This is a genomic window from Hyphomonas sp. NPDC076881 (assembly GCF_050269995.1).
Lineage (GTDB): Bacteria > Pseudomonadota > Alphaproteobacteria > Caulobacterales > Hyphomonadaceae > Hyphomonas.
In genome coordinates this window covers 63,041-89,314 of the sequence record NZ_JBNNJJ010000013.1, presented here as the reverse complement: position 1 = coordinate 89,314, position 26,274 = coordinate 63,041, and the positions used below count along the sequence as shown (strand labels likewise).

31 protein-coding genes are annotated in these 26,274 nt (G+C 64.4%); 8 read left to right on the top strand and 23 right to left on the bottom strand.

The genetic code is table 11. The features are described from left to right. Window positions 1-33 precede the first annotated feature (33 nt). The 5 genes from ACQKI2_RS14750 to ACQKI2_RS14730 all read left to right on the top strand — a co-directional run bounded on the left by ACQKI2_RS14750 (window position 34) and on the right by ACQKI2_RS14730 (window position 4,961). Window positions 34-465, top strand: a complete 432-nt coding sequence (locus tag ACQKI2_RS14750; protein WP_427380365.1) for a hypothetical protein — start codon at window positions 34-36, stop codon at window positions 463-465. Window positions 466-543: 78 nt separating this feature from the next. Further along, complete coding sequence (locus ACQKI2_RS14745) at window positions 544-942, top strand: cytochrome c-type biogenesis protein (RefSeq protein WP_427380364.1); 399 nt, start codon at window positions 544-546, stop codon at window positions 940-942. Window positions 943-1,096: 154 nt separating this feature from the next. Further along, on the top strand, window positions 1,097-2,635 hold the full coding sequence (locus ACQKI2_RS14740) for a Do family serine endopeptidase (RefSeq protein WP_427380363.1): 1,539 nt from the start codon (window positions 1,097-1,099) through the stop codon (window positions 2,633-2,635). Window positions 2,636-2,645: 10 nt separating this feature from the next. After that, complete coding sequence (locus ACQKI2_RS14735; protein ID WP_290920383.1) at window positions 2,646-3,374, top strand: response regulator transcription factor; 729 nt, start codon at window positions 2,646-2,648, stop codon at window positions 3,372-3,374. A gap of 33 nt (window positions 3,375-3,407) precedes the next feature. Beyond that, on the top strand, window positions 3,408-4,961 hold the full coding sequence (locus tag ACQKI2_RS14730) for a sensor histidine kinase (RefSeq protein ID WP_427380362.1): 1,554 nt from the start codon (window positions 3,408-3,410) through the stop codon (window positions 4,959-4,961). Here ACQKI2_RS14730 and ACQKI2_RS14725 read toward each other — a convergent pair. Together ACQKI2_RS14725 and ACQKI2_RS14720 are read right to left on the bottom strand one after the other, a co-directional pair. Further along, window positions 4,936-6,843 (bottom strand): heme lyase CcmF/NrfE family subunit, encoded by a 1,908-nt coding sequence (locus tag ACQKI2_RS14725; protein WP_427380361.1) that lies wholly within the window; start codon window positions 6,841-6,843, stop codon window positions 4,936-4,938. The genes ACQKI2_RS14730 and ACQKI2_RS14725 overlap by 26 nt on opposite strands. After that, window positions 6,840-7,265 carry a cytochrome c maturation protein CcmE gene (locus tag ACQKI2_RS14720; RefSeq protein WP_427380360.1) on the bottom strand — a complete coding sequence of 142 codons (426 nt, stop codon included), beginning with the start codon at window positions 7,263-7,265 and terminating at the stop codon, window positions 6,840-6,842. The genes ACQKI2_RS14725 and ACQKI2_RS14720 overlap by 4 nt, the downstream gene beginning before the upstream one ends. 167 nt (window positions 7,266-7,432) lie before the next feature. Here ACQKI2_RS14720 and ACQKI2_RS14715 point away from each other — a divergent pair, with 167 nt between their 5' ends. After that, window positions 7,433-9,013 (top strand): peroxidase family protein, encoded by a 1,581-nt coding sequence (locus ACQKI2_RS14715; RefSeq protein ID WP_427380359.1) that lies wholly within the window; start codon window positions 7,433-7,435, stop codon window positions 9,011-9,013. A gap of 38 nt (window positions 9,014-9,051) precedes the next feature. Here the strand turns inward: ACQKI2_RS14715 and ACQKI2_RS14710 are convergent, their stop codons facing one another. From ACQKI2_RS14710 to ACQKI2_RS14610, 21 genes are all read right to left on the bottom strand, one after another. Further along, window positions 9,052-9,648: a tetratricopeptide repeat protein gene (locus ACQKI2_RS14710; protein ID WP_427380358.1), complete on the bottom strand. Its 597-nt coding sequence runs from the start codon at window positions 9,646-9,648 to the stop codon at window positions 9,052-9,054. Continuing rightward, window positions 9,645-11,072: an ATP-binding protein gene (locus ACQKI2_RS14705; protein ID WP_427380357.1), complete on the bottom strand. Its 1,428-nt coding sequence runs from the start codon at window positions 11,070-11,072 to the stop codon at window positions 9,645-9,647. Before ACQKI2_RS14705 ends, ACQKI2_RS14710 begins: the two co-directional genes overlap by 4 nt. Window positions 11,073-11,097: 25 nt before the next feature. Beyond that, the gene (locus ACQKI2_RS14700) at window positions 11,098-11,781 is read right to left on the bottom strand and encodes a response regulator transcription factor (RefSeq protein ID WP_011646324.1); all 684 of its coding nucleotides are present in this window, start codon (window positions 11,779-11,781) and stop codon (window positions 11,098-11,100) included. A gap of 30 nt (window positions 11,782-11,811) precedes the next feature. Further along, window positions 11,812-12,138 (bottom strand): PepSY domain-containing protein, encoded by a 327-nt coding sequence (locus tag ACQKI2_RS14695; protein WP_427380356.1) that lies wholly within the window; start codon window positions 12,136-12,138, stop codon window positions 11,812-11,814. 64 nt (window positions 12,139-12,202) lie between these two features. Further along, on the bottom strand, window positions 12,203-12,598 hold the full coding sequence (locus tag ACQKI2_RS14690) for a DUF1761 domain-containing protein (protein WP_427380355.1): 396 nt from the start codon (window positions 12,596-12,598) through the stop codon (window positions 12,203-12,205). Window positions 12,599-12,679: 81 nt separating this feature from the next. Next, on the bottom strand, window positions 12,680-13,555 hold the full coding sequence (locus ACQKI2_RS14685) for a DnaJ C-terminal domain-containing protein (RefSeq protein ID WP_427380354.1): 876 nt from the start codon (window positions 13,553-13,555) through the stop codon (window positions 12,680-12,682). 37 nt (window positions 13,556-13,592) lie between these two features. Then, the gene (locus ACQKI2_RS14680; protein WP_427380353.1) at window positions 13,593-17,216 is read right to left on the bottom strand and encodes a baseplate multidomain protein megatron; all 3,624 of its coding nucleotides are present in this window, start codon (window positions 17,214-17,216) and stop codon (window positions 13,593-13,595) included. A 2-nt stretch (window positions 17,217-17,218) separates the two neighbouring features. After that, on the bottom strand, window positions 17,219-17,650 hold the full coding sequence (locus ACQKI2_RS14675; protein WP_427380352.1) for an NlpC/P60 family protein: 432 nt from the start codon (window positions 17,648-17,650) through the stop codon (window positions 17,219-17,221). Then, entirely contained in the window at window positions 17,647-18,294 is a 648-nt protein-coding gene (locus ACQKI2_RS14670; RefSeq protein WP_427380351.1) for a DUF2163 domain-containing protein, read from the bottom strand. The genes ACQKI2_RS14675 and ACQKI2_RS14670 overlap by 4 nt, the downstream gene beginning before the upstream one ends. 4 nt (window positions 18,295-18,298) lie before the next feature. Then, window positions 18,299-18,916: a phage distal tail protein, Rcc01695 family gene (locus tag ACQKI2_RS14665; protein WP_427380350.1), complete on the bottom strand. Its 618-nt coding sequence runs from the start codon at window positions 18,914-18,916 to the stop codon at window positions 18,299-18,301. Then, window positions 18,913-19,284 carry a phage tail tape measure C-terminal domain-containing protein gene (locus tag ACQKI2_RS14660; protein ID WP_427380349.1) on the bottom strand — a complete coding sequence of 124 codons (372 nt, stop codon included), beginning with the start codon at window positions 19,282-19,284 and terminating at the stop codon, window positions 18,913-18,915. Before ACQKI2_RS14660 ends, ACQKI2_RS14665 begins: the two co-directional genes overlap by 4 nt. Continuing rightward, the gene (locus ACQKI2_RS14655; protein ID WP_427380348.1) at window positions 19,281-19,457 is read right to left on the bottom strand and encodes a phage tail assembly chaperone; all 177 of its coding nucleotides are present in this window, start codon (window positions 19,455-19,457) and stop codon (window positions 19,281-19,283) included. The genes ACQKI2_RS14660 and ACQKI2_RS14655 overlap by 4 nt, the downstream gene beginning before the upstream one ends. Beyond that, on the bottom strand, window positions 19,457-19,750 hold the full coding sequence (locus ACQKI2_RS14650; protein WP_427380347.1) for a GTA-gp10 family protein: 294 nt from the start codon (window positions 19,748-19,750) through the stop codon (window positions 19,457-19,459). Before ACQKI2_RS14650 ends, ACQKI2_RS14655 begins: the two co-directional genes overlap by 1 nt. Beyond that, window positions 19,747-20,160 (bottom strand): phage major tail protein, TP901-1 family, encoded by a 414-nt coding sequence (locus ACQKI2_RS14645; RefSeq protein ID WP_427380346.1) that lies wholly within the window; start codon window positions 20,158-20,160, stop codon window positions 19,747-19,749. Before ACQKI2_RS14645 ends, ACQKI2_RS14650 begins: the two co-directional genes overlap by 4 nt. Then, on the bottom strand, window positions 20,160-20,573 hold the full coding sequence (locus tag ACQKI2_RS14640; RefSeq protein ID WP_427380345.1) for a DUF3168 domain-containing protein: 414 nt from the start codon (window positions 20,571-20,573) through the stop codon (window positions 20,160-20,162). The genes ACQKI2_RS14645 and ACQKI2_RS14640 overlap by 1 nt, the downstream gene beginning before the upstream one ends. Beyond that, a complete protein-coding gene (locus ACQKI2_RS14635) occupies window positions 20,570-21,127 on the bottom strand; it encodes a head-tail connector protein (protein ID WP_427380344.1) in 558 nt (185 codons plus the stop codon). The genes ACQKI2_RS14640 and ACQKI2_RS14635 overlap by 4 nt, the downstream gene beginning before the upstream one ends. Window positions 21,128-21,189: 62 nt before the next feature. Further along, complete coding sequence (locus ACQKI2_RS14630; RefSeq protein ID WP_427380343.1) at window positions 21,190-21,393, bottom strand: hypothetical protein; 204 nt, start codon at window positions 21,391-21,393, stop codon at window positions 21,190-21,192. A gap of 129 nt (window positions 21,394-21,522) precedes the next feature. Further along, the gene (locus tag ACQKI2_RS14625) at window positions 21,523-22,689 is read right to left on the bottom strand and encodes a phage major capsid protein (RefSeq protein WP_427380342.1); all 1,167 of its coding nucleotides are present in this window, start codon (window positions 22,687-22,689) and stop codon (window positions 21,523-21,525) included. A gap of 26 nt (window positions 22,690-22,715) precedes the next feature. Continuing rightward, window positions 22,716-23,132, bottom strand: a complete 417-nt coding sequence (locus ACQKI2_RS14620; protein WP_427380341.1) for an HK97 family phage prohead protease — start codon at window positions 23,130-23,132, stop codon at window positions 22,716-22,718. Further along, window positions 23,122-23,355, bottom strand: coding sequence for a hypothetical protein (locus ACQKI2_RS14615; RefSeq protein ID WP_427380340.1), 234 nt, complete (start codon window positions 23,353-23,355; stop codon window positions 23,122-23,124). The genes ACQKI2_RS14620 and ACQKI2_RS14615 overlap by 11 nt, the downstream gene beginning before the upstream one ends. Then, on the bottom strand, window positions 23,352-24,488 hold the full coding sequence (locus ACQKI2_RS14610; protein ID WP_427380339.1) for a phage portal protein: 1,137 nt from the start codon (window positions 24,486-24,488) through the stop codon (window positions 23,352-23,354). The genes ACQKI2_RS14615 and ACQKI2_RS14610 overlap by 4 nt, the downstream gene beginning before the upstream one ends. Window positions 24,489-24,724: 236 nt before the next feature. Here ACQKI2_RS14610 and ACQKI2_RS14605 point away from each other — a divergent pair, with 236 nt between their 5' ends. Further along, window positions 24,725-25,609: a ParA family protein gene (locus ACQKI2_RS14605; RefSeq protein ID WP_051612446.1), complete on the top strand. Its 885-nt coding sequence runs from the start codon at window positions 24,725-24,727 to the stop codon at window positions 25,607-25,609. Further along, window positions 25,606-26,202, top strand: coding sequence for a hypothetical protein (locus ACQKI2_RS14600; protein ID WP_427380338.1), 597 nt, complete (start codon window positions 25,606-25,608; stop codon window positions 26,200-26,202). Before ACQKI2_RS14605 ends, ACQKI2_RS14600 begins: the two co-directional genes overlap by 4 nt. Window positions 26,203-26,274 lie beyond the last annotated feature (72 nt).

Sequence of the window (26,274 nt, the reverse complement as noted above, 5' to 3'; positions counted from 1 at the left end):
TGGGGACCCCACAAAAATACGGAGCGCCACCCGATGGCCGAAACTCGCGAAGAGACGCTTCGACGCTTCTTTCAGCAGTATGCCAAGGCAACTCGGGAGGGCGATATAGAGACCATCGCGGCCTCCTACGCGCCGACCTATATCGAAACCTCACCGGATACCTTTGTAGCCTGGAAGGTCGACGACCAGTATCGCAAGGCGCTGGTGGAGCGCCACACCATGCTACAACAGCAACTGGGGTTGCAGGCACTTGATGTGGAAATCGTCTCGGCCGAAGAAGTCGCCCCCCTGCATTACATGGCGCGGGCGCGCTGGAAGATGGCCTTCGCCAAGGCCAGGGCCGGCAACGTCACCTCCCTGTTCGATATTACCTACATGGTGAAAATCGCCGGCAAGCCGCAGATCCTCGCTTACATCTCGCATGAATCCGAGGAGGCGGTGCTGCGCCGGGACGGGGTGATCTGAGCCCGCTCAGCGAGGCTCCGCCTGAGACATCACTGCGCCTTTCCCCGCCAGGCTCCGGTCTGCTAGGCTCCTCCTGTCATGAAAGCCCTGCTCGCCTCCGTTCTGATTGCCTTTGCTGCCAGCGCGCCGCTGGAAGATCCGGCCGAAGAAATGCGCGCGCAGGCGCTGATGCGGGAAGTGCGCTGCGTGGCGTGCGAGAATGAGCCGGTTTCCCAATCCTCTGCCCCCATTGCCGAGGATATGCGCGACCGTATCCGCGAAATGGTCGCTGAAGGCGCCACCGACGCAGAGATCCGGGACTGGTTTGTCAGCCGTTATGGTGAATTCGTGCTGTTTCGCCCCCCGGCACGGGATCTGGCTAGCTGGCTGCTATGGAGCTTTCCCTTCATCCTCCTGGGCGCCGGGGTGGGAATCGGCATCGTCCTCGCCATGAATGCGAAGCGGAAATCCGGCGAAGTAGAAGCCGAAGACGTCTGAAAAGCATCCGCCGGGCCGTCTTTTTATCCGGCCGATAGCCTTCAACCTGCCGTGATTACACCTAACTGTCTTTTAATGCCCACTCTGGGTGTGGCATGTTTATGTTTTGGTCTTGCGCTGATACTGGCGCAAAAACAGCGATCTGGAGAGATAGATGCGCAAATTCGGGATTTCGGCCCAGGCACTCATAGCTGCTGCCTTCGGAGCTGCAATCATGGGGGGCGCGATCTCGGTACCGAAACTTATCGCGCCCGAAGCCGGCGCTCAGCCCATTGCCATTCAAGCGCCCCCTGGGGCGCCGCTGAGCTTCGCGGACCTGATTGAGAAAGTAGAACCGGCGGTCGTCAGCGTTAACGTGATTGCCACTCAGGATGTCGGACGCCTTCAGGACATGGAAGGCTTCCTTGAGCAGTTCCGCGGCGTGCCCGGCCTGGAAGAATTCTTCCAGCAACGCCCCACCCCGCAGGAAACACCCCGCCAGCGCGAATCGCGCTCGCTCGGCTCAGGCTTCTTCATTTCCGAAGACGGCCTTGTCGTCACCAACCACCATGTCATCGACCGCGCCACCCAGATCCAGATCGTCACCTCTGACGGCAAGGAACTGGAAGCCGAACTCGTCGGCACTGATCGCCAGACGGATCTCGCCGTCCTGCGCGTGAAGGAAAAAGGCAAATACCCCTTCGTGAAATTCGGCAGCTCCAAGGAAGTCCGCAAGGGCGACTGGGTCGTCGCGCTGGGCAACCCCTTTGGCCTCGGCGGCACGGCCACCGCAGGTATCCTCTCGGCCGATGGCCGCGAGCTTGGGGCCAGCAGCCCGTACACGGACTTTATCCAGATCGACGCCCCCATCAACCGGGGGAACTCCGGCGGGCCGACCTTTGACCTGAAGGGCAATGTGATCGGCGTGAACTCTCAAATCCTTTCGCCCACCGGCGGCTCGGTCGGTATCGGCTTTGCCATCCCGGCAGAACTTGCCCAGGAAGTGACCGATACGCTGATCAAGAATGGCCGTGTTTCGCGCGGCTGGCTTGGCGTTCAGATCGGTGACCTGACCCCTGAATTTGCTGAGGCTCTCGGCATCGCAGACACCAAAGGCTCTCTGATCGCCGATGTGACGGCGGGCAGCCCGGCAGAGAAAGCCGGCCTGCTGCGGAATGACATCATTCTGTCCGTCAACGGCCAGAAGGTGACGGACGCGACCTCCACCACACGGATCGTTGGCCGCCTTATCGCCAACACCTCGAACAAGTTCGAAATCATCCGGAATGGCAAACGTCAGACGGTGGACGTGACCGTGGGTGAACGTCCGGATGATCCGAATGCAAGCGTCAACAACCCGTCCTCGCCAAATGCAGATCGCGGTGAACAGTCGTCTGCGGTACCGGGCACTTTCCTTGACGATTTCGGTGTCCGGATGGTTCCGATGACGAGTGAAATGCGTCAGCGTCTCGGCCTTCGCCCAAGCGACACCGGCCTCGTGATTACAGAAGTGACGCCTGACGGCGTGTTCGCCAAGGCGGGCTTCATGAAAGACCTGGTCATTCTGGAAGCCAACGGCCAGCCCGTACCGACCGTTGAAGCCTTCGAACAGGTCGTGAGGGAAGCGCGCGGGGCAAATCGCTCGAAGATTCTCCTGGCCGTCCGCGCCGGGCAGGCGACAACTTATAGTACTGTAGATTTGCCGGCAGGCTGAAGGAGCCAACATGACGTTGATGGAGACCAGCATGGTCGAGACTGAATCCACAGCATCGCTGAAAGTCCTCGTCATCGAGGACGACAATGAAATGGCGAGCTTCATCGAAAAGGTGCTCGCCGATGCCGGGCACAAGGTGGAGCGCGTCGCCGATGGCGCCTCCGGTCTTGCGCGGGCCAGAGCGTCGGAGTTCGACGCCCTGATCGTGGACCGGATGCTTCCGGAGAAGGACGGGCTGACCCTGCTGCAGGAATTCCGCGCAGCCGGCGGCACCACGCCGGCCCTCTTCCTCTCCGCGCTGGGCGATGTTCAGAACAAGGTGCAGGGCCTGCGGGCCGGCGCTGAGGACTACCTCGCCAAGCCGTTTGCCCCGGCAGAGCTGGCAGCCCGTGTCGAAGCCCTCGGCCGCCGCCAGACCAGTGCCGAGCCGCCGGTGACTGTGCTGAAGGCCGGCGACCTGGAAATGAACCTCCTCACCCGCAAGGTCACCCGCGCGGGCAAGAAGATCGACCTTCAGCCCCGCGAGTTCCGCCTGCTGGAATATCTGATGCGCCATGCCGGGCAGGTGGTGACGCGCACCATGCTTCTCGAAAAGGTGTGGGACTATAATTTCGACCCCCAAACCAACGTCATCGATGTTCACATCTCCCGCCTGCGCGCCAAGATCGACAAGGAGTTCGCCGAACCGCTGCTCCAGACCGTTCGCGGCGCTGGCTACCGGCTGCAGAGCCAGGGCTAGACCTTTTGGAGCGGCGCTGGCACCTAACGCGCCATGAAAACGCCGCTCCAACTTCCCGCATGGCTGGCCCTCAGGGTGCCTGACCGGGCGCAGATTCTGCGCCCCCTGCGGATTATAGGCAAAGGCATACGCGCCGGCTGGCGGGGTCTGGGCAAGGCCTGGTCCAGCCTGCCCTTCATGGCGCAGATCAAGAAGGCCATGCCGGCCTTCGTGCGCACCACCACTTTCAAGCTGACCATCCTCTATTCGGCCATCATCGCGGCCTTTTCCGGCGCGCTGCTTGTTTATCTATATTATTCAACGGTTTACTATATCCGTGCCGAGTCCGAAAATCGCATCACGGTGGAATTCGAACAGCTTGCCAACGCTTATTATACCGGGGGCATGGAGCGTCTCAGCCAGTCGGTGTTCGAGCGGATGACCCTCTCGGGCTCACAGTTCTTCTACTATCTGGAGGACTCGTCGGGCCGGAAGATCGCCGGGCATTTCCCCCGCCTGCCTGCGGAGCCACCCGCCGCCGGCATGAAGACAGTCTACTTCGATTTCGAACTTCCCCAGGCCGATGGCACGACCGCCCTGCGCCCGGCAGCGGGCCGTATCGTGCGCCTGCGCGACAATGGTGGCGCGCTTATGGTCGCCTTCGACACCGCCCAGCAGACGGTCATCGTCGGCCGCATCCGCAACGCGGTCTACGTTGCCCTGCCCATCGCCCTGATCCTGTCACTGGCCGGCGGCCTGCTGATCTCCCGCGGCGCGGCCAAGCGCGCCGATGAACTCGCCAAGACCACCGAAGCGGTGATGGGCGGCGAGCTTGGCCGGCGCATGCCCGTGCGCGGCACAGGCGACGAGTTTGACCGCCTGGCGCAGCGCCTCAACGCCATGCTCGACCAGATCCAGAAGCTGGTGGAATCCTCCCGCCACACCGGCAACGCCATCGCGCACGACCTGCGCTCGCCCCTCACGCGCCTGCGCAACCGCCTCGAAATATCCCTCAGCCAGCCGCTGTCAGAGGAAGCGGCAAACGAAACCCTGGGCACCACGCTTCAGGAAGTTGACCGTGTGCTCGATACGTTCAACGCCATCCTGCGGCTTGCCCGTCTCGATGCCGGCTCTGAGGGCACCCTCGCCCGGATGGACCTCAGCGCCCTGGCAGAAGAACTTGCCGAACTGTTCGACCCCGCCTGTGAGGAAGCCAACCTCTCCTTCAAAAGCCAGATCGCGAAGAACCTCGTCATCCTTGGCGACAAGGACCTGATCGGCCAGGCCCTCGCCAACCTGCTCGACAATGCGGTGAAATACACCCCCGAAGGCGGCAGCATCAGCTTCTCCGCCAGCCGGACACCCGAGGGCAAGATCGACCTGACGGTCATCGATTCCGGCCCCGGTATCCCGCTGGAAGAGCGCGACAAGGTCACCCAGCGTTTCCACCGTCTCGATTCTGCGCGCACGCAGCCCGGCTCCGGCCTCGGCCTCGCGCTGGTAGAATCGGTGGCAGAGCTGCACCGGGGTGAGTTGATCCTCGACAGCGGAAGCGGGCCGCCGGAACAGCCCGGCCTGAAGGCTACGCTTCGCTTGCCGCGGGCTTGATCGCGCGCTTCTCCGGCCACATTGCCAGCAGCCCGCCAAGGCCGATCAGCACGACGCCAAAATACAGAAGGTCCACCATCGGGTTGTAATAGACCCGGAAGACCCACCGCGCCTGCCCCTCCACTTCGCGCTGCTCGCCCAGCGCCACATAGAGATCGCCTGTGCCGGTCTTGTGGATCGCGGTTTCCGTCGTCGGCATCATCGCGGCCGGATAGAAGCGCTTCATCGGCAGCAGCTCGGCGCTCGACCCGCCCTTGCGCGCGGTCAGCACGGCCTTGTCGGCATACCAGTTCGGCCCCTCGATCGCGCGCACTTCCTTGAGCGTGATTTCCCACCCCGCCACCGTGCCCGTGCCGCCCTCGGCCAGCGCCAGCGTCGCCTCATAGCGTCCGCTGGTTTCGATCACCGCGCCGATCACGAACAGGCCGAGGCCCACATGCGCCAGCGTCATCGCCCAGACGCGCGCCGGCATCTTGAACACGCGGCCAAGCGTCATCGCCCGCCGCTTCATTTCCCAGACGCCGCCAAACACCAGCCACACGCCCACCGCCACACCAAACGCCGCGCCCAGCGGAATGCTCATCACGCCCACGCCCAGCAGCAGGAACACCGCGGTCAGCGCCGCCCCGCCCATCGCCCAGCGGGTCCAGGTCTTCAGGTCCGCCTTACCCCAGGCCCACGCCTGAACCACTGGCAGGAGGATCAGGATCAGCACGAGGATCGGCACGAAAGTCAGATTGAAATAGGGCTCGCCCACCGAAATCGTCCGCCCAAACGCTTCGGCGATCAGCGGGAACAGCGTGCCCAGCAGAACCGTCAGTGTTGCGACGATCAACACCACATTGTTCGCCATCAACGCGCCTTCGCGGCTGAACAGCTGCCACGGCTTGCCCCCCGTCAGCGAGGGCGCCCGCATCGCAAAGAGGCCGAGCGCAAAGCCGCCATAAGCCAGCAGCCCCAGAAGCAGCAGCGTGCCGCGCTCAGGATCGACCGCAAACGCATGTACGGAGGTCAACACGCCGGAGCGCACAAGGAACGCGCCAAGGATCGAGAACAGGAATGCCAGAACGGCCAGCAGCGCCGTCCAGGCTGCAAAGCTCTCACGCTTCTCGGTCACGATCACCGAGTGAAGCAGCGCCGCCCCGATCAGCCAGGGCATCAGCGAAGCGTTCTCCACGGGATCCCAGAACCACCAGCCGCCCCAGCCGAGTTCGTAATACGCCCAGTAGGAGCCGAGCGCGATGCCAAGCGTCAGCGGCGCGAAGGCTGCCAGAGACCAGATGCGCGCTTCCTTCGCCCACACCCGGTCAATCCGCCCTTCCATCAGGCCCGCCGCTGCCAGCGCGAACACGAAGGAATAGCCGACATAGCCAAGGTAGAGCATCGGCGGGTGCAGCGCGAGCGCGGGGTCTTGCAACAGCGGGTTCAGCCCCGCGCCCTGAAACGGCGCCGGGTCCAGCCGCAGGAAGGGCGAGGACGCAAACAGCAGATACGCCAGCGAGCCGACCGCCAGCATCCCCTGCACGCCAAGCGCGCGCGCCTCGAACAGTTCCCGGCCCGTGCGCATCGTGGCGGCGGCGATCGCGCCAAAGCCGATGGTGACCAGACACCACAGCGCCATCGAGCCTTCATGGTTTCCCCACGCCCCGGCGATCTTGTAGATCATCGGCTTCAGCGTGTGGGAATTGTTGGCAACCAGCGCCACAGAGAAATCCGAGCGCATAAAAGCAAAGACCAGAATCAGGAAAGACAGCGCCATTACGCCGAAGCCGGCCACGGCGGCCAGCCCGGCCAAACGCCGCTCGCCCTTCAGGCCGAATACCGCCTGCGCCAAAGAAAATCCCAGCGCCAGGAAGGCCGCAAAATGGCCGAGTTCGATCATCCGCCCGCCTCGAGCGGCTTCAGCTCGCGCGGCTGGTAATTCTCGTCATGCTTGGCCAGCAGCTGGCGCGCGGTGAACTCGCCCTCGGGCGTAAACCGGCCGGTTGCCACCACGCCCTGCCCCTCGCGGAAGAGGTCTGGCGCCACGCCGGTAAAGCTGACCGTGATCGTGTTCGGGCTGTTGTCGATAACCGTGAAGCGCATCGTCGCCCCGCCATCGGCATAGCTCAGCGATCCGGGCTCGACCCAGCCACCGACTTTCACCTCGCGCCCCTCTTGCGGGAGCCCCTTTTCCGCAAGAATTTCAGGGGTGTAGAAAAGGTTTGCGTTCTCGCGCAGCGCAAAGAACGCCAGCGCCGCCGCCGCAAGAATGAGAATGGCGGCAATGCCAAAAGTATAGAGCCGTCGGGTCCGTGCACGCATGACAGAGTTTATAAGCTGCCCCGCCCCGATTGGGGAGTGCGGCAGATGCAGCGGTCTGTAGCGAACGCCCAAAACAATATTTCCACGGAAGATAGCCCTATAGGTAGACACTGCATTCAATTTAAGAGATAATCATTTTGGGTTCGTAATGTTCTGAGGGGGACGAGATGCGCGCGCGATACCATGGAGAACAGCCTACACAACAACAGGTAAAATCACATTTCCGCCTACTGAAGATGGGCCAGCCAGCGCCCACGGTCGGCCATATGTTCCCGCAATTGCTGACTGATCCGGAAAATCTGCTGCCAGTATCCAAAAAGACCGTAGACGACTTGTTGTGGTTGGGAGGCGCCATGGCAGAGGACTCTTCTCAAACAGAAAGCTCCATCCCGGCCGCGTATACGTATTTCGGTCAGTTCATAGATCACGACATCACCAAGACTGTGTTTGATGCGTCGCTGATCCCGCCCAACATGCATGACCCGCTGGAAGCCGCCGCCCTGTCACCGGTCCCCATCGGCGATATTGCCAGGCTGGTATTCAATCAACGAACGGCCCCTCTGGATCTCGACAGCCTGTATGAGGGACTTGCAAAACAGACCATCGCTACCGACGGCCGCTTCACGCTATCCGAACTGGCTCCATCGAACTTTCTTCCAATTGATGTCGCTGACAGGTTTCACGATTTACCCAGGCGCCCTCTGATCCCTAACCCTGTTACACCAAAGCAACAGGAAGAAGACCGCCAGGCGCTGATAGGCGATCCGCGAAATGACGAAAATCTTCTTGTGGCGCAACTTCATGTCGCCTTCCTGCGGTCTCATAACGCGCTGATTGACCGGGGGCTGAGCTTTGAAGAGGCTAAGTCCGCCCTCAGCCGCAGGTATCAGTGGGCGGTTCTGCACGATTTCCTGCCGCGTGTCTGCGATCCCGGGATTGTTTCAAATGTTCTCAAAAATGGCCCAAAATTCTGGAAGGCAGAGAGTGCTGACGAGTTGATCATTCCTCTGGAGTTTTCTGTCGCCGCATACCGCTTCGGCCACTCGATGATCCGCGCTGTGTATCGCCACAATTCCGTTTTCGGCGTTCCACCTTCCGAGCCGGTTTCCGCCACCTTCAATTTCTTCTTCACCTTCACGGCCCTTTCCGGAGACATTCAACCGGGGAACGGACCCAATGAGGAATTTGAAACGCTGCCAGACAACTGGCCTATCGAATGGCACCGCTTCTTCTCGACAGATGCAGAGCCCGCCTCGCAGAATCCTGCCCGCCGGATAGATACAAGGCTCACGCCGGAACTCGGACGTCTGAGAGATTTTCAGGGCATGCCATTCACGACGCTGATGGGGAAACTGGCAACCCGAAACCTTTTGCGCGGGTATCTTCTCAACCTGCCGACAGGCCAAGCCGTCGCTCGGCATATCGGCGTTCAACCCCTTGGACACACAGCATTGCTGGAGTCCGCGCCGATAGACCTGAAGAAAAGATTCACCGATGCTGGTTTCCTGGACCGGACCCCGCTCTGGTATTATATCCTTGCGGAGGCGGGCGACCTGGATGGTCCGGATGGGGAGCATCTTGGCCCCGTTGGCAGCACGATCGTCGCGGAAACCTTCTGGAATCTCGCCAAGTTCACAAACGAAAGCGTCATCGATACGCCGCCGGCCGCTGAAGAGCTGGCGACGGGCGAATTCTCGCTACGCGGGATCATCAAGATGGGCCAGGACAAGAACATGATCAGCCTGTGACTGAAGCCAGCGGCTGACCTGCGTGGCGGGTGCAGCGTCTATTCCGGCTCCGCCGGGGCGTCCTGGCCGATCGCCTCGATCATCGGCCGGAAGCGCTCTCGCCGCGGATCATCCTCCGGCAGGCGCGAATAGATATAGCGCATGGCCTGCTCGGCCTTTTCCTGATCGCCTGCCTGCGCCGCGCCCATGGCCGCGCGCATGCCGGCGCTCACTTGGGTTTCGTCCAGCTGATAGGCCCGCGCATAAAGCCGCGTGGCATCCGGCCCGATGGCGCCCTCGGCCAGTTGCGTCAGCACATCGGCCAGCCCGATCAGCGCCGGCACAAAGTCCTGATCCCGCCGCAGGGCCGACTGATACGCCCGCACCGCATCTTCCGCCCGCCCTTGCGTGCGCAGCATCTCACCGATGAAGTAATGCGGCTGCGGATCGTCCGGCTTGTCGATCACCGCCTGTTCCAGCCGGGAAAGCATTTCGCCTTCGGTCAGCGATTGCGGGTCCACCCGCACCTTCTCTGCCAGCGCCGCCTGACGCGCCGCCATCGGCTGGTCCGCCATACCCGGCCTGCCGATCAGCAGATAGCCGCCCACGCCAAGGGCAAGACAACCGCCGAGAATGATGAGATTCAGAGGTTTCATGGCCTGGGAAATCTGAGGGTTGCCTTGAGGCCGCCAAGCGCAGCATCGCCGAGTTCGAAGCTGCCCTTATGCAGCTCAGCCAATTCTGTAACAATCGAGAGACCAAGCCCAGTCCCCGGGGTTGTTTCATCTAGCCGCACCCCGCGCTTCATGGCGCCCGCGCGCTGCTCAGGCGTGAGGCCCGGCCCGTCATCCTCCACCGTGATCACCAGTTCGCGGCCGCTGTCGCTGAGGGTCACCAGAACTTCACTGGCCGCCCATTTGCAGGCATTTTCCATCAGGTTGCCGGCCATTTCCTCGAAATCCTGCTGCTCGCCCCGGAAGATCGCGGTCTCCGCGCCAGTAACGGTCACTTCAATTCCGCGCGCATCGAACAGCCGGTTCAGCATTCGCGCGAGGCCATCCAGCACGGGGCGCACATCCGTCCGTGCGCCAATCGCTTCGGCCCGCGCCGCCATGCGGGCGCGCTTCAGGTAATGCTCCACATTGGTCTGCATCGCCTCGGCCTGCCGGCGTACAACATCGTCCAGCTGCGATCCGCCCTTGGCCTCATTGCGCAGCACCGCGAGCGGGGTCTTCAGCGCATGCGCCAGATTGCCCACATGCGTGCGTGCCCGCTCCACCACTTCGCGGTTGTGCTCGATCAGCTTGTTAAGTTCCTCCGTCAGCGGACGGACTTCCGCCGGATAATCTCCCGCCAACTTCACCGCCTCCCCTTCGCGCACCTTCGCCACATCCGTTTCAAGCTTGTGCAGAGGGTTCAGCGAATAGCGCACAGCCACCACCATCGCCGCGAACACGCCGCCAAACAAGGCAATCATGGTCACCAGCAACATGTCGCGGAAGCGCGTCGCGGCGGCATCGTTGGGAGTGCGGTCGGCCGCCGCAATCAGCACCAGCGGGGTGGCGCGGTTCTCCACGAAGATCGCCATCGCCCCGACGCGCGACACCTGCTCCAGCGGCCCCGGATAGTTCGCATACTGCGCGACGCCTGGCAGTTCCACCGCGCGGGCGATCAGTTCCGGTGTCACCGGAACAGCCTCATCCCACAGGCTGCGTGAGCGGAAATCACCGGCAATCTCGCCGTCCGGTGTCAGCCCCACCACAGCCCAGTAATGCCCGGAATACTGCGTCTGGAAACGGGAATCGTTCGAGAAGAAGTTTCGGTTGGTGTCAGTCACCCGGCCATCGGCAAGGAACGCATCTTCCCGCGTCAGCTCCCGGGAGAGCGTCACCAGCGTCTGCTCCAGATCGTCCTCGATCAGGGAAAGCGTCTGCGCCCGGTAAATGGCTGAGAGCGCCACGGCGCCCCCGATCAGCACCAGAAGCCCCCAGACAAGCGCCGCAATCATGACGCGCCGGGCCAGCGAAACGCTGGACCAGCGGTCAATCAGGCTGCGTTTGGGGGCGGAGACCTCACTCATCAGCGAGCTCTAGCCGCGTTCGGCGTCAACCTGCAACGCGCGCTTCGTCCTCAGGCACGATCAGGCGATAGCCAAGGCCACGTTCGGTCTGGATACGGTCCTGGCCGATCTTCCGGCGCAGGCGCCCGATGAACACCTCGATCGTGTTGGAGTCGCGGTCGAAATCCTGATCATAAATATGCTCGACCAGCTCCGTGCGCGGTACCACGCGGCCCTGATGGTGCATCAGGTAAGACAGCACGCGGTATTCATGCGCCGTCAGCTTGATCGGCTCACCATTCACCGTTGCGCGCGCCGCGCGGGTATCCACCATCAGCTTGCCGCATTCGATCGTCGCGGCCGAATGGCCAGCCGCCCGGCGCAGCAGCGCGCGGAGGCGTGCCAGCAATTCCTCGGTGATGAAGGGCTTGGTAAGGTAATCATCGGCCCCGGCATCAAAGCCGGACACCTTCTCGCTCCACTGGTCGCGCGCGGTGAGGATCAGCACGGGGAAGGTCTTGCCCTCCTTGCGCCAGCTTTTCAGCACGCTCACCCCGTCGATCTTCGGCAAGCCGAGATCCAGTACCACCGCGTCATAAGGCTCTGTCTCGCCCAGGAACTGGCCGTCTTCGCCGTCTGCGGCCAGGTCTACGGCATAGCCGGACTGCGAGAGCACATCGGCCAGCTGCCGGCGGAGGTCTGCATCGTCTTCAACAACCAGGATACGCATGTGTCTTCTCCAGCAAGTCCTTCAAACGTTTCAACCGCCGCGGCGGTTCATCACCGAGCCGCTCTGCGCGTCCACGGTGAAATGCGCCTTGCGGCCGTCTTCCGTCATCCAGTCGATTTCATAGAAAGTGGTGCCGTCGTCGCGGGAGTAAAGCTCCGCGCCCAGCTGATAACCGCCATATTCGCGTTTCAGCTGCTGGAATATCTTGCTCAGCGGCACCGTTTTGCCCTCGCGCACGGCCTCACGGGCCTGTCCGGGGGAAAACTGGTTCGCCCAGGGATTGCCGCCCTGCTGCGCCAGAGCGCCGGGGGCAACCGTCAGAGCCGAGAGGGCAAATATCGTCAGAATGCGTTTCATGCTGCCCCCTATGACGCGCCAGCTCTGAACATGAAGTGAATGATAAAGTTCAGCGACAGTCACCTTACCGCCAGCCTCCGATAAACGCCCCGGCCACCAGGAAACCAAGCAGCAGATGGATACCATCCATCAGCAAAAGTCCAATTTTTTCCGGACTGTAAACAAAGGCATAGAGCCGCACAGGCATGGCGATGAAGAACCAGATCTGGAATGCAAGCACCACCCCGATCGCCAGATTGTCCACCCGCGCCAGCTTGAACAGGATGGCAAGACCAATCGCCGTGAGAATCGGCATCACCGGCGAAATCGCCATCTTCCACATGTGCGGCTTCAGCTGCTCCCGGCTAAAGCCAGAGAGCTTCAGCCAGAGCCCCGAAAAGAACATCCCGTAGATCAGAAAGCCGACGGCATAAATCGCCGCCGCCGCCACCAGTACGGCAAGCCAGTTGTCGCCCGCCATGAGTCCGGATTCCGGCATATGTCCCTCCCCAGAGAAGCCTGAGGAAAGCGTACGCCCGCCAAGCAGGGAAGTCGAGCAGACCTACCGGCCCTCGGCCCAGCGCTTCAGCCCCTCATCCTTGGGGTCTGCCAGCACGATTTCCAGGCGCACATAAAGGTCTCCCGGCGGGCTCACCTGCACGCCCTTGCCCTTCAGGCGCAGCTGCGCGCCGGTGTTCGATCCGGCCGGCACCTTCAGCGAGACCGTACCCGAAGGCGTCTTCACATCCACATTTCCGCCCAGCACGGCCTTTTTCAGGTCCACCGGCACGCTCATGCGCAGATTGTTGCCATCCCGGGTCCAGACCGGGCTGCCCGCTACTTCCACCTCCAGCAGCGCGTCGCCGGGCGGGCCGTCAGCGGGCGAAGGCTGTCCCTGGCTTTTCAGGCGCAGCACCTGCCCGGTCGTGATGCCGGGCGGAATATTCACGTCGAGCGCGCTGCCATCGGCCATCGTCATGCGCCGCCGCGCGCCGGTCACGGCATCCTCGAAGCTGATCTCCACACGGTAGCGCACATCGCGCCCCTTGATCGGGCCGGGATTGCGCCGCCGCCCCCCGCCGCCAAACATGCCGGAAAGAATGTCCTCAAACGGATCGCCCTGCGCACCGCCGCCGCGCGATTCCCAGCGGAAACCGCCCCCGCCGGGAAATCCTTCGCCCGCGCCTGGCCCACCGCCGGCAAAGCCGCGCGGATTTCCGTCCCCGTCGATCTCACCCCGGTCAAACTTTGCCTTCTGCTCCTTGTCGCCGAGAATAGCGAAAGCGGCGGAGGCCTGTTTGAACTCCTCCGCTTTCTTCTCGTCATTGGGGTGCAAATCAGGGTGCAGCGCCTTGGCCTTGGCGCGGTATGCTTTCTTGATCTCGGCCTCGGTGGCCGTCCGGGGCACACCGAGCACCTTGTAAGGATCAAGCGCCACTGAGGGCTCCTTCCAAACGCTAGAACTGTTCCAGCGCTTACAGGTATGATGATCCGGCCGGGATTGAAAGCCATTCCCCGATGCGTCCGTCTGTCCCTGTTTCGGCAATGCGTAAGGCGAGGGCGCCTGCAGGCCACGCTGCCTCGGTCAGCGCCGTTTCCGTGCGCCCCCCGAAACCAGCCCCGAAGTCTGCTTCCATGGCGTAAGTTACCGTCCGTGCAGGGTCGGGCAGATCCCAATTGTCCGGCACATCCCGCCCCCGCCTTGCCCAGCGCACAAGTCCGGGCGGCGCGGCCAGCCCTACGGGCGCCCAGGGCAGGCCCGCCCGGTCCTCGAACACGGCTTCTGCCGCCTCGCCCAGCCCCGCCGCCCGCCACAGCAGCGCCAGCCCCGCCTCCAGCCCAGATACGCTGGCCCGCGCCACCGCATCATCCAGCAACACCAGACGCGCGCCCGTTTCCGCCGCCCCGCTCGGCCGCCCGCCCTGCCCCCGCAGCAGCCCGCTTAGCCGCCAGCGCTCCGGCGCCACCAGCTCCGCGCCCTGAAACTGCACCAGCTCCCACCCCGCCGCCGTCTCCAGCACCGCCGCATTTACCCCTGCCAAGACAGCTGCTTTGCTCGCCGAGGCAAACTTCCCATCGGGTGCTTCCATCTCGATCACGTTCGCCCGGTCCCACCGCCCCACAGGGCCTGGGGCCACCGGCGAAGTCAGCCGCCCGATCACCGCCGGGCGCGCCAGCCGCGCCCGCTCGCTGAGGCCATCTGCTGCCGGCCCCGCCAGCACGGCCACGTCCCCCGGCCATGGGCTCGCATATGCCGCCACCAGCGGCCCCGCCTGCGTTGCTCCGGGCAGAGACGGCGCATCGATCACTACCAGGTCGATGCCTGCAAATACCGGCGCGGGCGTGGGCGCCACCGCTGTCCCACCATCGCGCGCAGCCACAACCCGCGCCGTCTCGCGCACAAGCGCCAGCGCCCGCCGCGCGCCTTCCTCCCGGGCTTCCATCACCCGCCATACCGGCCCGCCATCCACGCGCAGCGTATCGCCCGGCTCCAACGCCAGCCCGGCCAGTGGCAAGACAATCTCCGCCGTCTCTTCCCGTGCGGCCTGGGCCAGTAGGGCCGCTGCCACAGCTTCCGCCCGCCCTGCTGACAGCACCAGAGGCAACGCCACATCAGTCACCAACCGGGCGTCGCCCGTCCCCCGCCGCGCTTCGGCAATGCCCGGCTGATACTCCCTGTCCGGATCAATATACGCCAGGCGCAGCCGCTCGGGCGCCTTGTCCATAAGTTGCCGCGTTGCCATCAGGCCGGGCTCAGCCAGCGCCGCGCCGGAAAGCTCCGCCGACACGCCGTCACCCATATGAAACACCAACCCCTCCGGCCGCTCAATCACCTCAAACCCGAACGCGGCTCTAAGCGGCTCGAGCGCCGCGCGCACTGAATGCACGCCGTCCAGGCCATAGCCTTCGATCACCCCGTCCAGCCCCCGCACATCCGCCGCCACGCCCCCCCGCGCGCAGATGTCGCTCACTACCGCCGCCAGCGTGGTAAGCCCCTCACGTCCGTTCAGCCAGTGCCCCCGCGCCCAGTTTTCGCCGTCGCCCCAGATGTCCCCGCGCATCGGCCAGGCGGGGTAAGGCCGCGCATCCCACGCCCATACATGCGCCGCTTCCACAATTGGGCTCGCCTCAAAATGCGCCAGCGCCACGCCCAGCGCCCGCTTTTGAAACACGTCATCCCGCTCGCCGGTGGAGAAGGGCGGCAGCGCGCTTTCGCTGCTCTTGGGATCATAAAATACATTCGGCGCATTCCCGCCCTTGTCCACCGCCGCAAAGCCGATTTCAGACAGTCGAACGGGCTTCATCCCCGGCATCCAGCCTGTCGGCACGCTCGCGCGAATACCCTCCGGCCTCGGATAATGCAGGTTTCCCTGCCACCCGCTCAAATCCTTTACCCGGAATATCCAGTCTTCCCCATGCGCGGTGTCAACAATCGGTGTGCGCACCTGCGCCGCCCGCGCCGTCTCATCGGCATAATACCAGTCATACCCCTCTGCGCCCTCAATCTGGCTCGCCAGATAGGCCTGGTCGTCCGCCGCGCCAAAGCCAGCCAATACGTCCAGATGGGCATCGCCTGCACGCCAGTCGCCCAGCGGCGGATACCAGTCTATCCCCACAAAATCGATCGCCGGATGCGCCCACAGCGCGTCCAGCGGAAACAGCACATCTCCGCTCCCGTCGCTAGGCACATATGCGCCATACTCCGTCCAGTCCGCCGCATAGGAAACCTTTGCAGAGGGCAGCAGTTCCTTCACCTCTGCGGCCAGATCGCATAGCGCCTTCACAAACGGAAATGCGCCCGCCTCATCGCGCACGCGGGTCAGTCCGCGCATCTCGCTGCCCACAAGAAACGCCTCAACTCCGCCCGCCTGCGCCGCCAGCGCCGCATGATGCAGGATAAACCGCCGATACCCTGCCGCCCCGTTCACAAATGCCTCAATCTCCGCCCGCGCCGCCGCCGTCCCGTCTTCGGAAACACCAATGCGCCCCCGCCAGGGAAATCCCGGCGCATCCATCATCAGAAACGGCGTTAGCGTCACAGCATACCCCCGCGCCTTCAGTTCACGGATTGCCTGCACGACAGAAGCATCCGAAGGCGTCCCGCCATAATTGGCGTTCCCCGCTTCGTCCTGCGAAACAAGGTAAGCGTCCGCGCGCCCTTCGCCCGCCACGCTCCAGGCCTGCGGCACGGTCACCCGCGCGCGCGTCTCCACGCCTGGCCGGATCACACAGCCGCCTGCCACAACGCTCGATCCAAACCACCCCACCGTCAGCGCCACATGGCTCACGCGCGGAAGCCCCTCGCGCATCTGGTCCAGCGAGACGAGGAAATCCGCCCGCGCCTCTCCCGAATTGGCATTGATTGCCCGCTCCCGCCCCGGCGAAAGCTGTTCCCGCACAATCTCGGTTGCATACACAAATTCACCCGACGCCGGAATAATGTTCACCCCTGTCACACTATCTCGCAGCCCCGGGCCCGTCTCACCAGGCGGCACACGAACTATCTCGAAAGACAGCTGCGGCAGGCGGTTGCCAAATGCGTCCAACGGCAAATCCTCGAACACGATATACGCCGTCCCGCGATAGGCTGACGCCGCCCCCTCGATCATCTCGATCAGTGGATCGGGGACCTGCGCCTCGCTGCCATTATAAAGGCGATGGGTTACGCCGGAGAGATCAAACGCCTCACCATTCGCCCAGGCCCTCATCACGCGCACGCCCGGCCCCTCACCGATCGCCACCGCAAAGCTTACAGAATAGCTGTACTCATTGACCTTCGGCCCACCCTTGCCGCCAACGCTCCGCGTCGTGCGCCGCTCGCGGAACCGCGCCGCCCAGATCAGCTGCCCGGAAACCCGCGTCCGGCCGTAGACGGAAGGCACCCCTGCCCCTTCGCTGGCCTCCATCACATGCAGCGCCTTGAGGCGCGGCCCTTCGGCCGGCCCTGCCAAATAATTGCTGAGGGCGCGCCCCGCCATCGCGCCGGCCGCCCGGCCAATCGCCGCGCCCGAAATCGCCCGCCCCGCCACGTTCAGCCCCGCCGGGAGCAGCCGCGTGCCGACGGCCGCGCCAATCTCCGCAAATGCAATCTGCGCCATGTTCAGTCCTCCAGTCCCGGAAAAGAAAACGCCCCCGCCACCCGGCGCGCCCACCAATCCGTCAGCCTCGTCTCCACCACCGCCCGCCCCCAATAGGCATGCAGGATGCGCCCCTCTCCGCTCAAGATCGCGCAATGCTTGGCCGGTACGCCCATTCCCATACGGAAGATCAGAACGTCGCCCGGGCGCGCCGCGCTGGGCGCAATCTCGTGAAGCTGCCGCCGCGCCGCCTCCAGCAACGTCTCCCGCCCCAGCGCCTCGGCCCAATCAGGCGTATAGGGTGGGGGTGCCTCAGGTTCGGGCCCCAGCAGTTCCCGCCATACGCCGCGCACAAGCCCCAGACAGTCACACCCCGCTCCCTTCAGGCTCGCTTGATGACGGTAAGGCGTGCCGATCCATCCTCGCGCCGCTGCCACAATCTCTGCCCGCTTCATCGCTTGCCTCCATCATTCCCCGCCGCCGCAGGGCCAGCCAATACGAAATCCGTCCCCGGAAGATGTGGAAAACCCCGAAAGTTCTCCGCATTGCCGAACACGCTCCGGCAGGTCTCAAACCGGTGATCACACGCCACCCCCGGAAACGCGCCTACATCCACGCCGCAGCGCGCATCCCCCAGCACCGCGTCACACCGGCGCGCATAAAGCCGGCCCAGAGGCCGCTCCAGATCCGCCTTCAGCGACACCAGCTGTGCCTCAAACCCCAGCGCCCCGCGCCGCACTTCGGAAAGCCGCCCGGCCCAAACATGCACCCGGTGTTCCGGCGCCTGCCAGTCCACCCGCCACACATCCACACGCGCGCCGTCCCAGAGGCCCGCCTCCAGGTCTTCCTCCGTGATCGCATCATGGGAAAGCGCCCCGCGCGCCGCCGCCCGCCCCGGCGCCAGGCTGGAAGTCTGCACAAATTCCGCCCCTTCCAGCCCCGCGCCCGGCAGATAGGTTTCCCCCGCCGCCACCAGCGGCCCATCATGCTCGGTCAGGCGCAGCACAAACCCGTCGCCCCGCGCAATCTCCCAGCAGAGACACGTCGCCGTGACTCCGCTTTCCAGCCGCGCCGCATATCCTTCGCTTATCTCCCGCATCGTTTCACCCGATAATTTCGACCAGCGGCACACGGATCGCCCGCCCGGCGCCAAATCCTTCCAGCGTCACATCCAGCCGGTCCGTGTCGAAGCGCACAGGACAGTCAAACCGGAACCCCGCCGTCACCACCGCCCCTGCTGCCGGCGCCTCCGCCAGTGTCACAAGGCCAGTCGCCGCATCCAAGGCAAACCCGCCTTCAGCCCCGTCCACCGCGACACGCACGCTGCCCGCCACAGGCTTCCATATTCGCCGCGCCCACCCTCCATAGTGCTTCACCAGCGCGAATTCACGTTCGGCCCCATCGCCTACGCCAATTGCCTGATCGACGGGTGAAACCTCCGTCCCCAGAGCGCCAGACCGGTCATCCAACATGTCCCGAAAGCGAAACCCGTGCAGCCGCCCGCCCCGTGCTTCAAAGAAAGCAATCAGCGCGTGCAGCGTCTCCACCCGCGCCGCCGCGCTCCCAATATCCCAGCGCCGCCGCGATCCGGCCCAGGTTGCATTGCGGGCCTCCTGCCCACCCGCCAGCGTTACCGTCTCCACGCGCCGCTCCGGCCCGCCATTTGCTGCCAGCGCCAGCGGGATGGGCAGACTCACTTCATGAAATAGAGCCAAACTCATGAGAACCGCCCTCCCGCCTGAACCATCCGCGCCAACACTGCGGCCACGCCTGCCGCGCTCCCGGCTGCGCTTGCATCCTCCGTTCCCGGCGCAAAGTTGAACGTCGCATTCACGCCGCCACTTCCGCCCTGCCCGCGCAGGATCACCGCCTCTGCCGCTACGCGCGCCAACTCCCGCAGGATGCCGTCTGCCATGCGCCGGAAGTCCAGTTCCCCGCTCCGCGCGGCCTGGCCAAGGGCTGCCTCGATCCGCTGTCCCGCGCCATCAAACGCCGCGCCCAGCGCCTCGGCGGCCTCCCGTCCTGGCCCGTCGCTCAAGGCCCGCAAGGCGTCACCCGCCACGCCCAGTTCCCGTTCAAACTCGTTCATCTCTGCTCTCCCGTATCCGGATGTTCCGCCATCATCGCCCTCAGTTCGCCGCGCGAAGGCGCGCCCCCGCCCCGGCTCAGCCACCGCCATTCCCGCACGCTCAGCCGCCAGAACGCCTCCGGCCCGATCCCCAGCGCCAGTGCCGCCCGCAGCATCTCGGCCCAGGGCAGCATCAGCCCGCCAGCCCCAGGCGGAACGTCTCGGCCACTGCGCGCGCCGCCTCGCCCGGCGCCACATCCGCCTCACTGATCTGCTCTGCCGTCTCCGCCTCCCCGCCCCCGCGCAGCAACGCCGCAATCACGATTATGAGATCTGCCGCAGACAGCGCCCGCATCCGCAGTTCCAACTCTGCCATCGTCCGGCACCCAAGCGCGCTTTCGATCTCCGCCAGCGCTCCCAGCGTCAGGCAGACACGCCGGGTTCGTCCGTCAACGGTCAGCTTCGTCTCTCCGCGCGCTACGTTCATGGTATTGCCTCAAAGTTCATCGCCCCGGCGCTCTCCAGCGTCACGGAAAACTCTGCCTCCCCCTCATGCGTCCCGCTCCAAGAAAGCTGGCTGATCTGGAACGCGCCCTGCAGAACGCCAAAATGCGGCAACACCAGCTGCCAGACCGGTGCCTCCCCGCCAAAAAACACTGCACGCATCCGCGCGTCCGATGCCGCGTCGCGAAACACGCCCCGCCCGGTCACGCGCGCCATCTTGGTGCCCGCGCCCGCGATCAGTTCCCGCCAGGCATCGGGCGAATCCATCCCCGTCGCGTCCACCATTCCGGCATTGAGTTCAATCCGGCTCGCGCGCACGCCCGCCACGGTCACGAATACCCCGGCGCCATCGCTGATCTTCAGCAGGATGTCCCTGCCCCTCTGCCCCGCCATCACGCGGCCTCCTCTTCTGAAATGATCCGGAAACGGATAACTCCGCGAAATGCCCTCCGGTCGAACTGGCGGATCACGTCGGAATAGGTGGTGTAGGCCAGAACAATGTGCCGCCCCGCCCCGCTCCAGTCCGCGCCCTCAAACGCCGCGCGCAGTGCCGCCAGCGCCCCCTTCGCCTCGCGCAATCCGCCATAGCGGGAGAGCACCGCCAGCGTGATCACATGCTCGCTTGCCTCGCCCCCGCTCGCGCCCAGAGGGCGGCATTCGTGCCGCTCCAGCCGGGCAAAAGGAAAGGCCGGCGCCTCTGTTTCGTCATCATATATGCGCGCGCTTTCGCCGAAAATCGCCTGCACGCCTGCGTCCCCGCGCAGCGCCGCCATCAGCGCGGCCTGCACTGCCACGTCCCCACTCATATCGCCCACTCCCGCCGCGCATCAAGGATCGCCTGAACGTCCTCTGGCACGCCCGAAAGCGGGCGCTCAGATCCGCGCAAGTAAGTTGCCTGAACATGAAGCTTCACCGCATGCTGAAGATCTTCTGGAACTTCGCCCGGCGCGCCAAAGCCTGCTTGAAACACCACCTCCACGCGCCCGCCCACCGCGATCCCCGGCAACGCCTCCCCAGCCTTCAGCCGCAGCTTACCGCCGCAGATATCAAACCGCCCGGTCAGCGTCTCTTCTGCGCCCGCGCCATCAATCCGCGTCACGGATACCAGCGCCCCCACAGGCCCCGGCCGCAGCCGCGCGCCGCCTGCAGCAATCGTCCAGGGCCAGCGCCGCCAGGTTCGCCGCAATGTCCGCGTCACCAGCGCCAGCCCGCTCGCCGCCTCAATCTGCGCCCGCGCCGAAGCGATAAGGCGCGCCACGAGCCCGTCCTCCGCGTCTGTTCCCAGGCGCAGAAATTCCTTCGCCGCATCGAGAGACACAGGCTCTCCTGCTGGCGGCGTTATCACCGTCAGGTCCGACATCTGATTAATCCTTGTAGAGAAAATTGGGCCGCCTGCGCCCTGCAGGCGGCCCCGGCCGGCGCTTAGATCAGCGCCTGCAGCTTGGTGATCACCTGCCCGCCCATCGGCAGGCCCACCTGTTTCAGCAACTCATTGTCGATGGCGGTATTGGTACCTTTGACCAGCGCCGCCACGGCCTCGGCCGCCTTGGTGGTGAACTCCTCCTGCTGCGGTTTCGTCAACAGCGCTGCCTGGCGGATGATAGCGACAATCACAGATTCAAACATTCCATTTCTCCTTGGTTAGAAACAACATTTCACGCGCGCCCCCACGCGAGCAAAGCGGAGGCGCAGGATGCCCGGGGCGGAGCCCGGAACAGCATCCGAGCAATCCAGAGCTCCGCCGCGAGCAAGACCTCAGAAGGTCATCACTTTGACCGCATCGAAGTTCTGCACACCGCCGCCCACACGTTTCGTCGTGTAGAACAGCACGTAGGGTTTGGCTGAAAACGGATCCCGCAACACACGCGCGCCCTGGCGGTCTGCGATCAGGTAGAAACGTTTGAAGTCGCCAAACGCGATGGCGGCATTGCCCTCGCCAATGTCGGGCATGTCTTCCATCTCGGTGACCGGATAGCCCATCACGGTGGCCGCCTCGCCGCCGCTGCCCGGTTGCCAGAGATAACGTCCATCGCCATCCTTCAGCTTACGGACGGCGGACACCGTGCGCCGGTTCATGACGAACCGGCCATTGGCCCGGAACTGGCTCTTGGGCGCGTAGATCAGGTCGATCAGTTGATCGGCCGCGTCTGCTTCTGTGAAGTCCCCCGGCACAGAGCCGATCTGGCCCCAGCTGTGGCTGCTCTCAGCCACAATCGTGTAATCGAGAAACCCCTTCGGCTTGGCCACGCCATTGCCACTGACGAAAGCCGCAGACTCCTGCGCCGCAAACGCAATCTCCACCTCGTCGGCCAGCCAGGCATCAATGTCGGCATACGCATCTTCCAGCAGCGCCTGCGTGGCCGCCGGCATGGCGTAAAGTTCACCCGCCGGAAACTCCAGAAGGTCGAGGCCAGTCACAGCCGTCTGCGGCCGCGCGGCCTCCTCGCCCACCCATTGCGCCGCCGCGCCCAGGCCCACCGGCTTCTTGTAAACGCCGGCCGACGTCTGCCGCACGGTCGCAATCTGGCGCATGGGGCTCGCCGCCATCAGGCGCGCCTCGATCAGCCGGTCCAGCTCCGGCGGCGCCACATGCCCGCCCTCGCTGCCCGTGCCGGTGTTGAGCGATTTCAGCTCCCGGCCGGCAATCGCGCTATCGTCGCCTGTGCGCAGATAGCGCATCCAGCCCTCGCGGTGCTCATCTTCTGCCGGGTCTGCGCCGCCGCCAGCATCGGGCCGCGCCATCTTCAGGCTGAGGGCCTCCAGCCGCCGGTCAATCCGCGCCAGTTTCTCATCCGAGAGCGGATCAGCCGCGCCTTTCTTCTCGATCTCGGCCAGGCGCGCGTCGTTCGCCTGCCGGTAGGCTTCGAATACAGCCATCATTTCGGCCGTCTCCGCCTTCACCATCTTGGTTTCCCTGGTCATGTCGTCTCCTTTGTTGACCATATTTCTCACGCCGCCTGCCTCAGGCTTCGTCCCTGAACTGAAAATCTGGCGCCGCTCAGCATGGGCGTGCGCACCAGTGAAATCTCCACGAGGTCCACCTCGATCAGCTCCCGCCCGCCCCCGGGGCGCGGGCTCCAACGCGCTGGGCGAAATCCGATGGAAAGCCCGCTCAGGCCTCCCCCCACCAGCGCCAGCGCGCCCGGCGCCTCCACCAGTCCGCGCACGAACAGCCCGCGCCCATCCTCGATGATCCGCGTCCACCGTCCGGCGCTCGCCCCGTCACGGTGCTGGATCAGCATCGCCAGGCTCCCGCCCCGGCGCAGGCTGCGCGCGAACGCCCCGGCGCGCACAATATCTCCGCCCGAATCCACCTGCCCAAACAGGCTGGCATAGCCCTCGATCAAGATCGGCTCAGCGCGCATTCTGAGCCTCCATCCGGGCTTCCATACGGTCGAGCTGTGCCCGTACGGCGGCCATCTCCGCTTCCATCCGCGCCAGCCGCTCGGCCACCGGCCGCGCCGTCGCCGCGCTGGCTTCCAGCGCCGAAATCCGCTCCGCCGCCGCCCCGGCCCAGAACATCACACCCGCTGCGTGCAGGGCCACGGCCAGCACCAGCGCAATCGTCACCTTCCCCTGGATCTTCATGGCGCGACGCCCGCCAGCATGCGCTTCTCCTCAAGGCTCAGGAAATCCGCAGCGCTGATCCGCGCCCACAGCGCCTCCCGCTCGCCTGCCAGCGCCGGTACAGCCTCCAGATCCAGCCGCACCTCCACATCCTCGCCAAACGGTTCGTCCAGCCAGCAGGAAAGCGCCCCGGCAAAGCGCTGCGCCAAAGGCAGAACGGTCATCCGCCAGAAGGCCGCATTCGCCTCGCGATAATTCGCATACGTATTGTCCCCGGGAATCCCCAACAGCATCGGAGGGACGCCAAGCGCCAGTGCAATCTCCCGCGCCGCCATCGCCCGCGTTTCCTGAAAATCCATTTCGGCAGGGGAAAGCGACAGCGCCTGCCATTGCAGGCCACCCTCCAGCAGCATCGGCCGCCCGGCATTGCCCGCCCCGGAAAAGCTCTGCGCCAGTTCCTCTTTCAGCCGGTCAAACTGGTCAGCCGGAATTCGCCCGCCCCCGCCGTACACCAGCGCGCCCGAAGGCTTGGCGGCATTGTCGATCAGGGCCTTTGCCCAGTCTGCCCCCGCATTGTGCAGATCCAGCGCCCGGCGCGCGGCGGCCAGCGGTGGCAAACCCATCGCCTCGTCAGCCGGATTATACAGCTTCACCTGCATCATCGGGCACCAGCCGCTCGCCTCGCGTCCCACGCGCCGTTCCCGACCCTGTCCCTTCACGGCCCAGGCCTCCACCCAGCCGGCAGCATCTTTCACCGGGCGCACCCGGCCCGTGCGGATGGGAAACAGCGCCGCCACAGCGGTCTCTCCCGGCAGGCGCACAGCCTCGACAAACGCGTTCCCCGTCAACAGAAGCTCCGTATACACGGCTTCCAGAAAGCCAGCGGTTGCCGCTTCCGGCATCGGCTGACGCATCAGACGCGCCACACCCTCATGGCCAGATTTCAGCGGAATGGACGCCGCCGCCTCGGCCACCATGCGTACACAGCGATAGGCCACCGCATTCTTGAGGTATCCGTCTCGCGTCAACGCGCCGGCCTCCCGGCTGCCCCAGCTTGCTGCGCGCGGCTCGCTCAGCGCCACCAGCGGCCATTCAAGATGGCCCGCCGATTTCAGCTCCTGCCTTGATTTTGCGAATGGCCAATTCCAGTTCAAAGGTCCGCTCCTCAGGTCACTGCCGGCTTGTTCCGACAGTCCCGATTTTCGGCGCACGCAGCCCCCTGCCGGATTGACCGGCACAACTTTCTGCAGGCACAGCGCGCTGCCCTCTGAATCATTGACGATTTTTTATTCGGGGGCGGTGTTCAAAAGCGGGGATAGCGGGTGGCCTTGTCCCCCCAAATCTGGCAAGAGCCGGGGGCTCTGAGCTGAGACAGGAACAGAAACGCAAAATGTCTGCCCGCGTCATTTCGATCGCCAATTCCAAAGGCGGTGTCGGCAAAACCACCACCTGCGTCAGCCTCGCGGAGGCCTTCGCAGCCTCGGGTATGCGCACCCTGGTGATTGACCTAGACACCCAGGCCAATGCCTCGCTGCTGATCTTCGGCAATAATGGCGACGAACACCTGTTCGAGGCCATCAACGACTATATGACCATCTCTGACTGGCTGCTGGAAAACTTCTTCGCGAACGAGCAGCGCCGTCTGGGTGAATTCATCATCACGGACGCCAGCGACGTCACCTTCAAGGGCAAGCCCTTGCCGCTGGATCTCATCCCCTCCTCACCGCGCCTGCGCAAGACAGAGCGCGAGTTGATCTTCGAGCTGACCGCCAAGGGCTATGCCATGGAGGCCCTGCAGAATCAGGTCGGCAAGCGCCTGCGGGATGATCTGAACCTCCTGAAGGCGCAGTATGATGTCATCCTCTTCGATTGCCCGCCTGGCATCTCGGTGATGACGGAAACCGTCCTGGCGGCCAGCCATCTGATCATCGTGCCGACAATCCCGGATTTCATGTCCACCCTGGGCCTCGACCTCTTCACTGGCGACATCATGAAGAATCTGCGTAACCGGGATATCGAAACGCTCCCGGTTGTCCTGGCCACCCGCTATGATGGCTCCTCCCATCAGCAGGTCGTGCTCGGCGCGATGCGGGAAGCGTCCACTGCGGCGGAAACCGAATTTGCGATGTTCAAGACCGTGATCCCGATGAAGCCCGGCTTTGCCTCCAACCCCATCGAACTGGGGCCGGAGCCGACGCTGCAGGCCAAATGGTCGGGTGAAGCCCTCCAGATCATCGAACAGCTTCTCGCCGAAGTCCGGGAGAAAGTTGCATGACCGCAGACGGCGAGGTGTCCGGCATCCAGGCAGTCAACGCCCTTCTCCGCCTTCAGGAAACGCTCGGTGTCTCTGACAAGGACTGGGCCGCCGCCGCCGGCATGATCGCCAAGAAGCTGCTGCTTTCGGCCGGCCAGACGCCGGAAAGCCTTGCCCAGGTGCGCGCCGCTATTGGGGACGAGGCATTCAACGTCCAGCTCAAATCCCTCACCCACCATCAGGCCCGCCAGCTTGCTCGCCGCCTCGATAAGCGCGTGCCGGACTTTGAAGTCTCCACCGCCTCGGCCGCTGCCGCGCATGTGCGCAAGCTGCTGGCTGCGGTGAAGCTGGCAGAGCCTGAGGCCGAACCCGAGCCTGTGGAAACCCTGGAAGTCGAAACAGCCGCTCCGGAAGAAACCGCCCAAGCCCAGGGTGAAGAGGCCCCGGTAGAAGAGCCGGAAGAGAAAAAAGACGCCTGGGGCGCTGGCGCTGTGCGGCTGACGGACGATACCGAAACCGGGACGCAAGAAGAAACCGAGACGGACTCCACCAGCCCGCCCCCGCCGCCGCCCCCTGGCAGCGCCTATTTCGGCCGCAAATCCTTCCGCACCTGATCCCTGCGGCCAGCTCCCCCCGGAACCGGGGGTGCCCCCGTCCAGAAAACCTCCCTAACACCCAAGGCACGC